The sequence below is a fragment of the Rheinheimera oceanensis genome, assembly GCF_018831085.1.
GTDB classification, from domain to species: domain Bacteria; phylum Pseudomonadota; class Gammaproteobacteria; order Enterobacterales; family Alteromonadaceae; genus Alishewanella; species Alishewanella oceanensis.
The window spans coordinates 473,255-487,574 of sequence record NZ_JAGPNM010000002.1; the positions used below are offsets into that span (position 1 = coordinate 473,255).

The 14,320-nt window shown below is 48.7% G+C and carries 21 protein-coding genes; 12 read left to right on the top strand and 9 right to left on the bottom strand.

Features of this window, described 5'->3' with window-relative positions; genetic code table 11:
• Positions 1 to 70: 70 nt before the first annotated feature.
• A complete protein-coding gene (locus J3B89_RS06755) occupies positions 71 to 1,573 on the bottom strand; it encodes a DUF3612 domain-containing protein (RefSeq protein ID WP_215396746.1) in 1,503 nt (500 codons plus the stop codon).
• 316 nt (positions 1,574 to 1,889) lie between these two features.
• Between J3B89_RS06755 and J3B89_RS06760 the strand changes: the two genes are divergently transcribed.
• The 5 genes from J3B89_RS06760 to J3B89_RS06780 all read left to right on the top strand — a co-directional run bounded on the left by J3B89_RS06760 (position 1,890) and on the right by J3B89_RS06780 (position 4,864).
• Positions 1,890 to 2,405 (top strand): aldolase/citrate lyase/malate synthase family protein, encoded by a 516-nt coding sequence (locus tag J3B89_RS06760; protein WP_215396747.1) that lies wholly within the window; start codon positions 1,890 to 1,892, stop codon positions 2,403 to 2,405.
• 154 nt (positions 2,406 to 2,559) lie between these two features.
• A complete protein-coding gene (locus J3B89_RS06765; protein WP_215396748.1) occupies positions 2,560 to 2,862 on the top strand; it encodes a hypothetical protein in 303 nt (100 codons plus the stop codon).
• An 83-nt stretch (positions 2,863 to 2,945) separates the two neighbouring features.
• The gene (locus J3B89_RS06770) at positions 2,946 to 3,395 is read left to right on the top strand and encodes a hypothetical protein (RefSeq protein ID WP_215396749.1); all 450 of its coding nucleotides are present in this window, start codon (positions 2,946 to 2,948) and stop codon (positions 3,393 to 3,395) included.
• Positions 3,396 to 3,479: 84 nt separating this feature from the next.
• Entirely contained in the window at positions 3,480 to 3,989 is a 510-nt protein-coding gene (locus J3B89_RS06775) for a M48 metallopeptidase family protein (RefSeq protein WP_215396750.1), read from the top strand.
• Between the two features lie 182 nt (positions 3,990 to 4,171).
• The gene (locus J3B89_RS06780) at positions 4,172 to 4,864 is read left to right on the top strand and encodes a hypothetical protein (RefSeq protein ID WP_215396751.1); all 693 of its coding nucleotides are present in this window, start codon (positions 4,172 to 4,174) and stop codon (positions 4,862 to 4,864) included.
• 24 nt (positions 4,865 to 4,888) lie between these two features.
• Here the strand turns inward: J3B89_RS06780 and J3B89_RS06785 are convergent, their stop codons facing one another.
• Positions 4,889 to 6,118, bottom strand: a complete 1,230-nt coding sequence (locus J3B89_RS06785) for a hypothetical protein (protein WP_215396752.1) — start codon at positions 6,116 to 6,118, stop codon at positions 4,889 to 4,891.
• Positions 6,119 to 6,205: 87 nt separating this feature from the next.
• Between J3B89_RS06785 and J3B89_RS06790 the strand changes: the two genes are divergently transcribed.
• From J3B89_RS06790 to J3B89_RS06805, 4 genes are all read left to right on the top strand, one after another.
• Entirely contained in the window at positions 6,206 to 6,451 is a 246-nt protein-coding gene (locus J3B89_RS06790; RefSeq protein ID WP_215396753.1) for a Rho-binding antiterminator, read from the top strand.
• An 88-nt stretch (positions 6,452 to 6,539) separates the two neighbouring features.
• Positions 6,540 to 6,788 (top strand): type II toxin-antitoxin system ParD family antitoxin, encoded by a 249-nt coding sequence (locus J3B89_RS21370; protein WP_349814198.1) that lies wholly within the window; start codon positions 6,540 to 6,542, stop codon positions 6,786 to 6,788.
• 159 nt (positions 6,789 to 6,947) lie between these two features.
• Positions 6,948 to 7,823 (top strand): hypothetical protein, encoded by an 876-nt coding sequence (locus J3B89_RS06800; protein ID WP_215396755.1) that lies wholly within the window; start codon positions 6,948 to 6,950, stop codon positions 7,821 to 7,823.
• Positions 7,823 to 8,353, top strand: coding sequence for a hypothetical protein (locus J3B89_RS06805; protein WP_215396756.1), 531 nt, complete (start codon positions 7,823 to 7,825; stop codon positions 8,351 to 8,353). Before J3B89_RS06800 ends, J3B89_RS06805 begins: the two co-directional genes overlap by 1 nt.
• Before the next feature lie 260 nt (positions 8,354 to 8,613).
• On the opposite strand, the gene J3B89_RS06810 is transcribed toward J3B89_RS06805, so the two are convergent.
• From J3B89_RS06810 to J3B89_RS06835, 6 genes are all read right to left on the bottom strand, one after another.
• On the bottom strand, positions 8,614 to 9,414 hold the full coding sequence (locus tag J3B89_RS06810) for a M48 family metallopeptidase (protein WP_215396757.1): 801 nt from the start codon (positions 9,412 to 9,414) through the stop codon (positions 8,614 to 8,616).
• Complete coding sequence (locus J3B89_RS06815) at positions 9,404 to 9,868, bottom strand: YbjQ family protein (protein WP_215396758.1); 465 nt, start codon at positions 9,866 to 9,868, stop codon at positions 9,404 to 9,406. The genes J3B89_RS06810 and J3B89_RS06815 overlap by 11 nt, the downstream gene beginning before the upstream one ends.
• 3 nt (positions 9,869 to 9,871) lie before the next feature.
• Positions 9,872 to 10,186: a YbjQ family protein gene (locus J3B89_RS06820; RefSeq protein ID WP_215396759.1), complete on the bottom strand. Its 315-nt coding sequence runs from the start codon at positions 10,184 to 10,186 to the stop codon at positions 9,872 to 9,874.
• 283 nt (positions 10,187 to 10,469) lie between these two features.
• Positions 10,470 to 10,763: a CcdB family protein gene (locus tag J3B89_RS06825; RefSeq protein ID WP_092792531.1), complete on the bottom strand. Its 294-nt coding sequence runs from the start codon at positions 10,761 to 10,763 to the stop codon at positions 10,470 to 10,472.
• Positions 10,763 to 10,993 (bottom strand): type II toxin-antitoxin system CcdA family antitoxin, encoded by a 231-nt coding sequence (locus J3B89_RS06830; protein ID WP_215396760.1) that lies wholly within the window; start codon positions 10,991 to 10,993, stop codon positions 10,763 to 10,765. Before J3B89_RS06830 ends, J3B89_RS06825 begins: the two co-directional genes overlap by 1 nt.
• A 75-nt stretch (positions 10,994 to 11,068) precedes the next feature.
• Positions 11,069 to 12,091 carry a nuclease-related domain-containing protein gene (locus J3B89_RS06835; protein ID WP_215396761.1) on the bottom strand — a complete coding sequence of 341 codons (1,023 nt, stop codon included), beginning with the start codon at positions 12,089 to 12,091 and terminating at the stop codon, positions 11,069 to 11,071.
• Between the two features lie 206 nt (positions 12,092 to 12,297).
• Between J3B89_RS06835 and J3B89_RS06840 the strand changes: the two genes are divergently transcribed.
• Genes J3B89_RS06840 through J3B89_RS06850 form a run of 3 tightly spaced genes read left to right on the top strand, consistent with a single transcriptional unit; the run spans position 12,298 to position 13,665 of the window.
• Complete coding sequence (locus J3B89_RS06840; protein ID WP_215396762.1) at positions 12,298 to 12,933, top strand: hypothetical protein; 636 nt, start codon at positions 12,298 to 12,300, stop codon at positions 12,931 to 12,933.
• On the top strand, positions 12,903 to 13,385 hold the full coding sequence (locus tag J3B89_RS06845; RefSeq protein ID WP_215396763.1) for a hypothetical protein: 483 nt from the start codon (positions 12,903 to 12,905) through the stop codon (positions 13,383 to 13,385). The genes J3B89_RS06840 and J3B89_RS06845 overlap by 31 nt, the downstream gene beginning before the upstream one ends.
• A gap of 28 nt (positions 13,386 to 13,413) precedes the next feature.
• Entirely contained in the window at positions 13,414 to 13,665 is a 252-nt protein-coding gene (locus tag J3B89_RS06850; RefSeq protein ID WP_215396764.1) for a hypothetical protein, read from the top strand.
• A 56-nt stretch (positions 13,666 to 13,721) separates the two neighbouring features.
• On the opposite strand, the gene J3B89_RS06855 is transcribed toward J3B89_RS06850, so the two are convergent.
• On the bottom strand, positions 13,722 to 14,320 hold a 599-nt coding region (locus J3B89_RS06855; RefSeq protein WP_215396765.1), incomplete at its 5' end, for a hypothetical protein.

The window sequence follows — 14,320 nt, forward strand, 5'->3', positions numbered from 1 at the left end:
AATCGAGCCTACAGGGACGTATTTACGGCGTGTTGGTGTGGGTAAACCGGTTCGATGTCCTTCAAACTGTTTAATCTTTGCACTGATAACAGCCCGGGCTGCGCGGGCAGCTATTGCCGCGGGCGCAAATCAGCTGCACCGGTTTTTGTAAGCTGCGGGCCACCCAGTTAATATTCAGAATATTCGCCACACTGGTCAGCGCGGTTTGAATACCTTTCGGCACTTTAGCCCCGCCGCTGCTGCCAACGCACAGCTGTTTTAACTCCGCCGCCATCGTATCGGCATCAACGCCTTGCGCCAGCAACGCCGGGTTTAAATCAATACCGGCACACAGCACATGGGTATTACCAGCCAAATCGCTGACTTTAGTTGACTCGCAGCAGTAAATACGCGGCGCGCCGTTTACATCCAGCAACGATAATTGCGCGCTACTGGCCACGCCTTCAACATCAAACATGCGAAACACCGCCCAGTGCCGGCATGGGTCTTCAACCTGACGCATATTGCCCCACGGCAGCGGTATGCCATTGCCGCGATACACCGCTTTCAGCTTCCCCGGCGTGTAGGCATCAAAATAATGCCAGTGCGTATAAGGCGATACTGCTGTCATGCGGCGCATTGCCACCGACGCCGACACCCCGGCTTGCTGATGCGTGCTGATCTCATAGCCATGACGGTCCAGCAACTGGCGAAACGGTAACTTGGGGCAAAGCAAAGCACCGGCGAAAAAGCTCGATTCAAAATCACGCCAGGCGTGCAAAATATCCTGTGGCTGCACGGCGGTAGAGCTGGACAGCTCATCATCATGCGCGCCACCCACTGTCATGCTGCTTTTTACACCGTCTTTATTGTGCAGCACCGCATGGCCGATATGCACTGCCAGCTCATACTTTAACCGCGTAGGAAATTGCTGCAGCAAGCTGTTTAAATGCAAGGTATTGGGTGGGGTAAAAAACGATGTGGAGACGTTTTTTGACAACACACCCAGCTCATCCAGCAGCTCTTTCGGTGCTTCGGTAAACCAGCTTATTTTCAACCCAAGCTGTTTTACGATTGCCAGCAACTCTTCCACACTCAGCGGCATACGTTTTTGGCCGACGTCTTCTGCCGCGCGCTCCAGCTCGGGAAAGTGGTTTTGATGATGCTCCTGATGTGCACGAATAAGCAGCTGGGCAAACTGCTTGCCACTGGTACCGGTTTGCGACAGCATTTCCGGAATGGCAATTTGCAAAATATCATTGGAGAACAAAAAACCCGGCTCCAGCGCCATACCACTGATCCCGCCACGGCTGCCTTTTTGCGGTGTTAAATCCTGGCCGTCGTCTTCACCATCAAGAAACCAATCGATGTCTTTTTGAAATACCTCGGCTATCACCTCAAGCATTTCAATGCCGGGCACCCGTTTACCGCGCTCAATCATTGACAAATAAGACACCGACGGTGCCTGCTCTGCATTCACCCGGATACAGCGGGTGGATAAATCTTCCATCGTTAAGTTATTGCGTTTTCTCAGGTTGCGGATCTTGGTACCGAGAAAATGCGACTTTCTGAGCAGGCTTTTGTTTGCTTTCATTTTGTAAAATTCACACTGTAAAATTTTTATTGTGAAATTATGCTGATTTTTAGCCTAGACTAGTTTTTAACCGATAGCAACTGGTCTGATGTTTAACACGGAGGATCAGTAAAGCAGATGTTCAGAGGCTGACAGCGCAGGGGCTGACCCATTTCGCGTTAGCGAAGGCGGACAACACATTCGTCGGGAACGAATGTGGCCTGCGCAGCACGTCCGCCAGGTTGAGGGCAGGATTGCCCGAAATCCCACAGCACCGTGCATGGCAGCAGCTGAACATCGGTTAATTAAACTGATTACAAGAGACGAGGATGACATCATGACAACACTGGCCCAACACCACAGCACTCCATCACCAAGCCATACCGCCTGGATGGCGACTGAACTAAGCGTGATTAACGAGCTGAACCAGCGCCATGTCAAACAGGTAATGGATTACTCAAAAGGCTTTTTAGACAAAACCTTTCCGCTGCAGCAAGGCTCGCACAAAGACGTATGCAGTTATGTAGTGTACTACCAACAACTGCTGGCATTTTTTGCCGACGGCAGCACCAGCGGCCTGCAAAACCCGGCGCAATTTGTGGCGTTAAGCGGCCATCGCGAAGCGCCCTGCTCTATTGTACTGAACAATAACGGCCGCCACGTCGAGCTTATTTTAAACCGCAGCGGCATTAACGGTTGCCAGGATAAAGCCAGCATTGATGATATTCAGCTGCAAACCTCTGAGCCGGATTGCGTCTGGTTTAGCATGGTAACCGGCCGTCAGGTTAGCTGTGCCCATAAAGGTAATAAGCAGTTCACCTGCAAAGACGGCCAGCCATATTCACTGGTATAGGCCGCACTATACAGCTACTGTACCGGGCAGCTTAGGCTGCCCGGTTAATCGCCACTCAGCACATAAATAGCGCTTTAACATAAGGCCAGTTTTGTGTAGCATCTTTGTTTTATTTTTACAGATTTTTTAACTTCTGGCTTTGTCTTGAGGCGTAATGAAATATTTAACCACTGTTATCGTTGCCAGCACTCTGCTGATATTAAATGGCTGCACTGTACTGGGCATCATTGTTGATAATAAAGTAGATAATAAAAAAAATAGCCCTATAGTACCGCCCGGCTCCCACGTGCCAGCAAAAGCAGAACCGTCTTTTGCCACTGAAGGTCTTGAAGCTGATATTGCCATTGCCAAGCTGATTAAAAACACCATACTGCCAGCTAAACCCAAGCCAAAAGTACGCTGTACGATGGAAAACGGCCTGCGTATTTGTTATGAAGAAGGCGCTGAAGGCTACTAAAAATCGTTTTTTGTTGCGCGGCATTAAAGTATTACAGCTAGCTGCCGATACAGCGGCACCAATACGTTAAGCCGCCCGCCCTTATGCAAATTAATACTCTGCAACCCCAACCTGTTAGCCTAAAACTCAACCTGCCGGAACAAACTGCAGCCGCAGCCACCGGTACAGCAACCAATAACAACACTATGCCGGGTGCTTATGTCAGCTTGTCAGAGCTGGGCAAAACTAAAGCAAAACAAGCTGAGAAAAATAAAGATATTGATGACAGCAACCTGCCGGATATTATTAAGCAGATATTAAAAACTATCCGTGCTCTTAAGCAGCAAATTGCCGATAAGCAGGCCGAAATAGATAAAGCTAAACAGGATGGGCTGCAATCAGAACAACAGCAGGAAAAGCTGAAACTATTGCAAACTGAGCTGAGCATGCTGAACAGCGCTCTTGGCAGTGCTCAACAGAGCCTGAATAAAGCCATGCAACAACAAGAGCTGAGTGACGAACAAATACAAACTGCTTTATCGCTGATGCTGTAACGATACTTAGCTTAGTTACCCTGCAGCCCATGACGTAAAGCGAATGATGCCAACAACCCAACACGCAATAACTGAGCTTTAACCATGCAAGATCTGATTTACCTGCGCCAGTATCCCGCCACACTGCAACAGCAAGTACGTCAGTTACTGGCAGAAGACCAGCTGGGTAACACCTTACAGCGCCGCTATCCTAACCCTGGGCACAGCGTACAAACCGACAAAGCGCTGTATGAATTTACCCAGGAGCTGAAACGGCAGTGGCTGCGCAGCAGTGAACCGCTAAGCAAAGTGATATATGATGCCAAAATTCATATTATAAATAACGCTTTGGGTACCCACACCCAAGTTAGCCGGGTGCAGGGCGGCAAGCTAAAAAGCAAAAATGAGATCAGGGTAGCGGCGTTACTTAAGAAGCTACCATTGCCACTGCTACAAATGGTTGTGGTTCACGAGCTAGCGCACTTACGCGAAAAAGACCACAACAGGGCCTTTTATAAACTTTGCCAGCATATGCAGCCAGATTATCACCAGTTGGAGCTGGATTTACGCCTGTACCTCACCTTGTTTGAACAGCGCGGTGAAAGCACCGTATGAGTCTGGCGGCCATAACAGGTTAGTTAAATAAAAACCACAGCCAGACACCAGCGCGGCCAACATGCAGGTATTTCTGAACTGCTATAACACTTAACACTTAGCTTCAATTTGGTTGCAATCAATTACACTTAATACGCTGCATGCAGGCTAACATCTTGGCTAAACCACTGCTGAGGAATAGCATGATGAAAATTAGCGCCCTCCCCCTGCTGGCTGGCAGCGTATTGCTACTGATCGGTTGCGACATTGAGTACGGTACTCTGCCGGAACATTACTACGACTTTCGCCATGGTACCCAACAATGGCAAGCGGGCTTTTCTGATTACCCCAGCGACAACGCCGATATTTATCAGCTTGAAAGCGGCATGCGAAACCTGCCAACAGGCTTCTCCGGTAAAGGCTTTTATCTGGCAGGCATGAACCGCAGCGACGATTTGTTTATGTACATTAAAAAACAGATAACCGGCTTACAACCATCCACCCGCTATCAGCTGTCTGTTTCGGTGCGCTTTTTAACCAATGCCGGCGCAGATTGCATGGGTGTCGGCGGCTCTCCGGGTGAGTCGGTGTACTTAAAGTTTGGTTACGCCACAACAGAACCAAAGCAAGCCGGTTACTATTTAAATGCCGATAAAGGCAACCAAAGCCAGGACGGTACCCAGGCCCGTGTGATCGGCAACGTTGCCGCCCCTGGCATAAGTTGCGATGGCCAGCAGTTTGCCAGCAAAACCGTTAGCGGTAGCGGCAATACACCACTGCAGTTTACCAGCAACGCCGATGGTACTATCTGGGTATTTATCGGCACTGATTCCGGCTTTGAAGGCTTAACCCGGCTGTATTATCAGGAACTGGAGCTACGTATTCTGCCACGTTAGCCATTAGCCGGTGCCTGCCTCCACTTAAAAGGGAACAAACACCTGCACATTACCCCCGCCAAACTGTAAATTGTGCAGTTTAACGGTAGGATTAATTGTCAGATAAGCGCCGGTTAGCTCACTTAACTGCCACACAACATTAGGGCTTACTTTTGCCAGCCAACCATTGTCTTTAAGCGGTTCATCACTATGCTGGCGTAGCTCACTCGTCACGTTGGCATAGCCGGTATATAGCGTAGGGCGCCATAGCCAGTTTTCGCTGATTGGCCGTTCAGTTCGGACATACGCAAAAGCTTCGCGCCGGTATTCTGCCGCAGTGCGCTCCAAACTGGCCCGGCTGTCTTGCTCAGTTAAACGGTTTGCCTGCAAGCCAAAGTTAAATGAGTTTGCAGCAGGCGCTTGCTGCCATTCGGCATTAAGTTGCTGAAACCGCCTTACCAGCAACCAGTCTGCCGACTGGGGTTCTGTTAGCAAAGCACCGGCGCTACGCCGGCCATACAAGCCATGAGCCTGCACCAGCACACGGGCGCCTTGTAACAACTCGCGCTGCCAGTTCACACCGACAGAGTATTGTTTATCGGTAAATAACTGCCGGGCCGGCTCATCTGCATAACGTGTTGTCAGATTAAGATTAACAAAACCAGCCAACTGCTGCTGGCCTAACATTTTAGCCCCGGCAAGATAAAGCGTTACCGGGCTTTGCTCATAGCGGTTATCGCTGTAGGTTTTACTATTATAAAATACGTCAGCCAGCACTACGGCAGCGGTGGCATAGCTGCCATCATCATAAGCACGGTGGGCTTCAAACTGCAGGTCCATTTCTTCTTTGGCGCCACTGATATCGCCCCATACACCCAGCTCCCACTGCTGCTCGGCCTGATAACCTATGCCAAACAGGGTTCTGTCATAGCGCCCGTCAAGATCTTCAGAGCGTTTATGCCTGAAACCGGCAAATACCGGCGCATCAAAACTCAGTTTTTGCTGCATCAGCGAATGCACATAGAACTCCCTGCCTCTGCTACTGCCACCTGTGCCGTACCAGCCATTTTGCTGCCATAAAGGGCTGGCAGTTTGTATTGGTTGTTCGGTAAAACTCAGGCGCTGCAGAAAACTTTCTATATTGTAATCAAACTGACGGCCGTCTAACCGCTCCAGCCGGAACGGCTCAGGGCCATGCCAGCCGTTGCTGGCCTGCAAGGATGTTGCTGTAAGTAGCAGGGTTATACCAAAGCAGATACTGCGGCTGTAAAACATAGCGCTTCCATAATAAAAAATTGTGCAGTATATCTAGTATGGACTTAACCGGTTATGAACCAAAACGCTAACCGCCCGGGAGGCTTTATGCTTAAGTGCGACTTGCACGATTATATTGAAATTGTCTGCCTGTACCATTACCCGCTTAAGCTGACACTAAGCTCGGGAGCAGTGCTTAGCGGCACCGCCGAAACCACCTGCTATAACAACCAGCGGCAGGAGTGTTTAGTAATTAAGCAAAACGACAGCGAACAGCTGGTGGTGCTGGATGATATTGCGCTGCTTGAAGTCACGGTAACTAACCCGCATTTGCAGCAAGTGCGGTTTAAGTAAGCTACCCGTTAGCCGCGGTATTTGCTTTACCACCTTTGCACTGATTTCTACAGATGCTACACGTTGTGTTAACTATTCACACAGAGGCGTGATCATAGCGAGAACCACCAGCGTCACCATAGGTCCGCAGCTTGATGACTTTGTCAGTAAATTGCTTGAATCAGGCCGCTACGGCTCAACCAGCGAAGTAATGCGTTCAGCCCTGCGCTTACTTGAGCGCCAGGAAAACCAAATGGCAGCACTAAGGCAGGCTGTTGCCGCCGGTGAACAAAGCGGAGAAAGTAATTTAACGCTAAGCCAGATTGCCGACCAGGTGAAACAAAAGCACGATGTATAAGCTGTCGCAGCTTGCTGCCCCCCCCTGCTCTCAAAAGCTTTATAAACTCCCCCCACTAATAACGATCTAATTAAATTAAATGTAAATTTAATTTGAACAAACAAAGCGTGATGTTTAAAATCTGACAGATAGTCTTTCTGCTTAACTTAAGGAAATTTTATGCTGACGGATCAACAAAAGCGCGGTATGCAGCGCGTTATCCAAGAAAACCAGCACGAAGTCTGTGTGATCTCTGTGGAAATGATGGATGAAATTGTCAATAGTCAGGCAGCTCGAGGCAATACACAGGCAAAATCTCTCTGGGACCAAATAAGGGGTACGCTTGAGTTTGGCGCAAACTACCTCGCTCTTGGTGGAGATATGTCGAAACTGGCACAGCTCGGTTATGCACTAGGTGGCTTAGGCCAGGCGTACGTTAAGTCTTATAATGGTAAGTCTTACATTATTCTTAAAGGTCACGCAGGGCTACGCAGAGTGCTTACCGGCACCCGTTATCTGGCAAACAACACTCAGGTAATGGCTTTAGGTTTGGGCAAGCACGCTGCACAGGCTGCAGTCAGATCTGGTGGTATTCTTACACTTTATCTGGTGGGCGCTTACAGGGTTGCCGATTTCTTTTTGCGCGATGAGGCCACTCTTACTCAACTAATTGGTAATCTGGCCGTTGACGTAGTAAAAGTTGCAATTACTGCAGGCGTTGCCTGGGGCGCTATTGCCGTTGGCGCTGCCATTGGTATTGCAGTTGGCCCTATAGCTGCGGTAGTGCTGGTTGGTCTTATATTAACGCCCGCACTTAATTCTTTAGATAAACAGTTTGGTATTTCAGATAAGGTTGTGAAAGGCTTGGAAGAGCTATCAGACAGAACACAAAACTACGCTCAACAAGTACGCCGTAACCTACAGAACAAAGCAACACAGACAGCTGCGAAAGCCACCAAACCAGTGCTGGATTATATTGTCGACTCTGCCCGCAGAATTGTTATTGATGCAGCCAAACATCAACTGGACCGTTTCCTGTCACCAAGGCTATTTTGATGTATAAAGACGAAAATGAACTGGCACCGTGGAAGTTGGCGGCTGGGCTTGGAGTATTTGCAACTCTCACAGCCTTTGGTTTTAGTTATTTTGGCTATTATCTATCACTACTGCTTAAAGGCTTGTTCAGCCATGCTGAAACGGTGACGTTAAATAAAGGTGCTTTTTACTGTTTGGGTGCGGCAATAATTGGTTGTATGTTGCTGTATTTTGGTGTGCGGAAACTTCAAGGCAAGGCAGTAAGTGCTGCACAAAATAAGCGGGCAAGCCTGATTTTCTTTATCGGGTTAGGTATCGCAGTAATTCTGCCGCAACTTATTCATTATCCTACTGCCAGCTACCTGCAAGCGCAGGGCTATAGCGAATGCGCTCTGCAATCGCGACAGTGGTTACACGACAAGGTGATGGTATTTACTGTTACGCCAGAACACTGCATTGAACTGGCTCGGGCAGACTGCGAAGAAGCACCTGACAGGCAGAAATGCCGCTTATTACCACAGTTCAGCACAAGCAAAACCGGAACTGATTAGTCCTCGGGGAACTACTTATCCAAAGCATGAGCATCAATTATGTGATATTTGCTCAAACCCGCGGTGAACCGTTGCAATATCAGGGTGATGCCCGCCAATACCAGATCCGGCAAACGGCGTACTGTTAACACAAGGCAAAATTAGCGAAGGTGTTATTGCCACCGACAAACTGCGCTTCTTTCGCCAGGATGCGCCAGAGCAGCTAACTGAGATCACCGCGCGCTGGTTAACCAGCATCAATACAGAACAAGCTGCCTCACTCAAGGTTGCAGCATGTCGGGTAAAGGCGTAGCGTCTTTAACCGGATAACCCTGTTGCTGTTGTAACAGTGCCAGCTGCGCTAAACGTTTCGACAGCGCCGGGTGGCTATCAAACCAGTCCGGTAAAGCGGAACTGCTCTGCTGTTGCATTGCTTTGAAAAAATCTTCGGCACCGCCGGTATGGCCATAATGGCAATGGAGTATCATCAGCGCTTTGGCATCGGCGGCCAGTTCACGTTGTTGTGAATGCTGCGCCAGCCCCAGCTCTGTAGCCGGCATAAACCATTGACTGGCATTGCTGCTGCCGGTGACACCATACACCAGGCTGGCTAACACCAGCGACCGCCCCAAGCCCCGCAAATGATCTCGGTGCTCTAAATGCGCCAGCTCATGAGCCAGCACAAAGCTCAGCGCATTTTCACTGTTTACCTGCTTTAACAGGCCCTGATACACCAGCATGATGCCACCGGGAAGCACACTGGCGTTGCTGATATTCTGCTCGACAAAATGCAGTTGTACCGGATAAGTCATAGTGCTGCATTGCTGCAGCTGGTTAGTCAGTTGTTGTAAGGCTTGCTGCTGTGCACCAGGCTGGTTGGGCGCAGTAGCAAAATGGCCGAACCATTTGTATTCCAGTTCAGGATCAAGTGAACTGACTACTCTGTCGATCAACAGCCCCAGCAGCAGGTAAATCAGTACCGTCGCCAACATTAAAGCCGAGCCCAGCAGTAGCAACTCCTTGGCCGGCTGCTGGTGGCTGACGTTGTGATTATCTGTTGGCAGGCGTCCTTTATAGGCCATTCGTGGCCTGTACCTGACCGTAAATGGCCGTGCCATAGGCCAGTAATTCGACCGAGCCAATGCCATTACCGGCGGCGTTGTAAATCGACGAGGTTTCAACGCGCACATTTATGATTTGGCAGGCACCCGGACAGCTCTCTTTCATCCGTAATATGGCTTCACGCCGCGCCCGATCAAGCAAGGTTTCATAGCTTTGCACCGGGCCGCCAATCAGGCTGCGCAGGCCGGCGACAATACGTTTAAAGTAGTCAATCGAAATCACTACGCTGCCGGTAACCAGCTCGCTACGTTCAATCTGCTGCATTGGGATCAGCTGGTAGCGGCTACTGGTATTGGGTAATACTACCAGCTCGGCTTCCCGTTGCCGGATGCTGCTAAAATGCCGGCTTTCCAGATAGCGGCCAACAAAAAAGCCCAGCAGTAATAAGGTTATAAACCCCAGAAATGCAATCATCGCTTACTCCACGCGCACTGCCGTGCCATATACATAGATTTCAGCGGCACCAGCGGCCACCGATGACGTAGAAAACCGCACATTGACAATGGCATTGGCGCCCAGTTGTGCGGCTTGCTCGGTCATCCGTTGCAGAGCCTGATCGCGTGACTCATTTAACAATTCGGTATAGCCGCGCAGCTCACCGCCAAACACATTTTTTAACCCGGCCATAATATCGCGGCCAACATGCTTGGCGCGTACCGTACTGCCGGAGACGACACCAAAACAATCTATAATGGTTTTACCGGGCAGGGTTTCGGTATTGGTAATAAACATTAAAGTATCCCTTTTAAAGTTAGAGTGAAGTTAACATTTTTATAGTACTGGCTGTTATAGAAATTTGATACGCAATAATAGCCCGCAGATAAAAAAATAGAGCGTGTTGCAGGGCTATTGCTAAGCGCCTGCTTTAGCACAAAACCGACAGTCGACTAAGGTTAAAACCATTTCTCTACTGGTACAGTTAAACTCTGGCCAATTTTCTGACACTGGCTGCGTTACTAAGCTGCACGCTGACAAAGCGAGAAATGACAGCAGTAAAATACTGCAACCGGCGGTCTCAAAAGCCATCAATCAGCAGATCAAGACCTGCTTTGATTTGCTGGCGGTAACTTTGCAAGTTGATTTCCGTGGCTTTTAAACGCTTTGCCGATACAGAGGCAATATCCAGCAAGTCGATATAACTGGCTTGTTCTTCGATAGTGACCGGTATTTGAAACTGCGATAATAAGGCAGCTTTTGTTTGAGTTTTAATCAGCGCTACCAGCAAAACATCAATATTGTGAAATAGGGTATTAGTCAGCACCACAACCTGCTGTTGCTCTATGCAGGCCACGCCAAATTGCTGCAGCACTAAATTTGCCCCAAGCGCTCAGCAAAAGTGCCGTGCTCAGCAACTTGCTGGTTATAGGCTGCTATCGCATCAGCATTTTCTGCCTGCCACAACTCAGCTTTAGCCTGGCTAACCGCCTTGCGTAGCGCATGCTCTAACACCACAGATGGGCTGATATTGAGTGACTTAGCCTCGGCCAATAAAGCTGCATCCACCGAAGTATTACAAGCTGCTTTTGTAGTATGGTTCATACTCAAGCTCCGCTGTTAGTTAATAAGCAGCAGTATAGCGCAAATTTTATGCGCAGATAATCTGCGCAAATATCGCTAATAATTAAACTGCTGCTTATGCAGTTTGCGCAGCACTTTTTTACCAGCCTTAGCCATATTTAATCTTGCACTAAACTGACGCAACTGCTCGTCACTAAAACATGGCTGAGTGAAGCGCTTAATGTAATCGCCTACCAGATCGGTATACTTTACGTTTGCCGGTATTTGAAATTTAAACTCCGCGTGCAGGCTAAAAGCAACAATTGAATACACGCTATCACCGTCTTTGCCGCTTAACCCCAGCTGCTGTTTTACCGCTTGTGTGTGTTTGTAGTTTTGATGCAGTGGGTTCATAAACTGATGCTTACTGCGAAAACGCTGTACCGTCCACTGTGGCTGCTTTTCACCGCCAAAAATCCAACCACGGTAGTTTTTCACCTCTATAACAAAGATACCAAAGGGGCTGAGTACCAGGTGATCTACCTCAGTAAAATCACCTGTTGCTGTCGGTATTACCAAATTACGATAATGCTGATAGCTGGCCGGTAGCTCTTTCGCCAGCACTTTGTGCAGCGCCCACTCGCCCAACGCACCTTTAATGCGAGCGGCATAACGACCTATAACAAACACCAGTGACACTAGCACTACGACAAACAGCAGTAACATTGCCAATATACTGCCCAAAAACGCCAGCACAGGGGCGAATAAGGCCGTTAGCACATCGGCTGGTTTTGGCACTGCAGCAGGCACCGGTTTAACCGGTGGTGGTGTGGCGGCTTTAACCGCAACATTAGCGTTAACCGGCTTTGTTATTACAGTGTTTTTAGTGCTGCCAACCGTTACTGGTTTGGCTGGAACATTAGTCAGCACCACATCTTTTACCGGTGCCGGTATCGGGTTTTGGCAGTGGTTATCAAATGCACGCTTAGCGCTTTGGTAGTTATGGCTGTTTGGCTGAGCTGAAAACTGCACCATCTGGTGCTGCAGCAACAAACACGCCCCTTCGGTGTATTGCTTTTGGCCCAAGGCCAGCGGGGAGATAAGCAGTAATAGCGGTAAAGTAAAACGCATCCAGCGCATAAAACGTCCCTGATTTATGGAATACTGATGCTAGCAGGGTAAAAAGCTATGGGCAATAAGCAATGTATAAGCTCTATGGTAGCCATAGCGATTAAATAAAACCCATCCCACAGCCACAGAAAAAACAAATAAGTTACATATTTGCAATTTTGCATTATTATCAGTTGATAGCTTATGTATTTGTTCTAATAGCACGGAGGCAAATTATGGAAACCTATCTGTTAGCGCGAGACTTAAATGGTGTGCCGGTAGGCAGACACCAATTCTTTGTTATTTTAACCGGCGATTCACAGCAAACCTTTCGCTTGTCGCACTCCAATCAGACACTAGGCAGCCGTAAAATCGGCAAGCAATATGGCCTCGTATTGGGTGCCCAGAATGTCGCATCTACCGGAACATCCGCACCAAAATATAACCGGCTTACTTTTGTGCCATTCGAGCGGGCAGACTTGTCATGCGCTGTTGAGTACTTTGGTGGCGAACCGTCGATCTTATCCGGCCAATTTGGCTATCAAAAGGCTGAAGCAAGGCGTATCCATCCTCGACAAGGTTTCACAGAACAGCAACTGGCTCAGGCAATTCTGACAGCAATAGATTTCTATGTTGTAAATGAAGGCAATCAGCCCATAGCTTATCCGCCGCCGTGGTTTGGCAAGAACAGTAATAGCTGGACAAACTCTATTCTTGACATAGTACCTGCTGATTTACCTGGCGATGCAAAGGCAAGACGCAAGCTTGGTGACTTCAATGGCGCTGATGCTGCACACGATGTTCGCATCCATCAAATGTATTTCAAGGGGCTATGTAATCCATGCACAGTGCAAAATCCGGCTTATCGTTAATTCTTGACACCCTGGCACGCGCTGTTTCAACAACTGCACTGTTATTTGTCATCGTTGCGCTTGTCGCCATACTGCGTGGCTTAAGTCAGGATATCAGCTACCCGCTGGCAAGCGATGACTGGTATTTAGTTGCTGGCTTTCTTAGCGTCTGGTGCCTTGTTCCGGCCCTGCTGGCAACAGTAATCAGCGCCTTTAGCAAGGTTAGCCACAGCAAAAGTTATATTTTGGCTGGTCTGCTGCAAGCAATATTGCTGTACGGCTACAGCTACCATATCGCCAAACAGCCGGGCAATGAACTTGGCAGCTCACCACTTATTTTGCTGGTATATCTGGCAATACCGGTTGCAGCTATTTACTACCCGTTATTTTTTGTTGGTAGGGCTTTTAGTCAAGTCCGGCTGGCCGCAATTTTAATGGCGGCGTTACTGTTAATTTATGCCGTTATGGCTTGAGCAATAACACATGCGCAACAAGCTCGTTATGACAAAAAATCACCTCCTCACCCTGGGCACGCCGGAATTTGATGCCTGGCTACTTAAACGCACCAAAGAACGTGCTGCTAAGTATTTAACGGATGAGTACGATTTGGGTGATGATGAACGCGGTTTACTTGCTGGTGGCTATGACCGTTTGCTGATGTCTAACGAAGAATTGGCCGAGGAAGAAGAAGCGATGGAGCAAGCGCAGAAGCAAGAACGGCTTAAACACCTTAAGTCGGTTGACCCCAAGTAAATAGTCCCACGGCTGCAGTAAAGCATGCAGCCGATTTAATTTTTATCTGACCCCGTTTATTTAAAATCACCTGTTGCTGTCGGTATTACCAAATTACGATAATGCTGATAGCTGGCCGGTAGCTCTTTCGCCAGCACTTTGTGCAGCGCCCACTCGCCCAACGCACCTTTAATGCGAGCGGCATAACGACCTATAACAAACACCAGTGACACTAGCACTACGACAAACAGCAGTAACATTGCCAATATACTGCCCAAAAACGCCAGCACAGGGGCGAATAAGGCCGTTAGCACATCGGCTGGTTTTGGCACTGCAGCAGGCACCGGTTTAACCGGTGGTGGTGTGGCGGCTTTAACCGCAACATTAGCGTTAACCGGCTTTGTTATTACAGTGTTTTTAGTGCTGCCAACCGTTACTGGTTTGGCTGGAACATTAGTCAGCACCACATCTTTTACCGGTGCCGGTATCGGGTTTTGGCAGTGGTTATCAAATGCACGCTTAGCGCTTTGGTAGTTATGGCTGTTTGGCTGAGCTGAAAACTGCACCATCTGGTGCTGCAGCAACAAACACGCCCCTTCGGTGTATTGCTTTTGGCCCAAGGCCAGCGGGGAGATAAGCAGTAATAGCGGTAAAGTAAAACGCATCCAGCGCATAA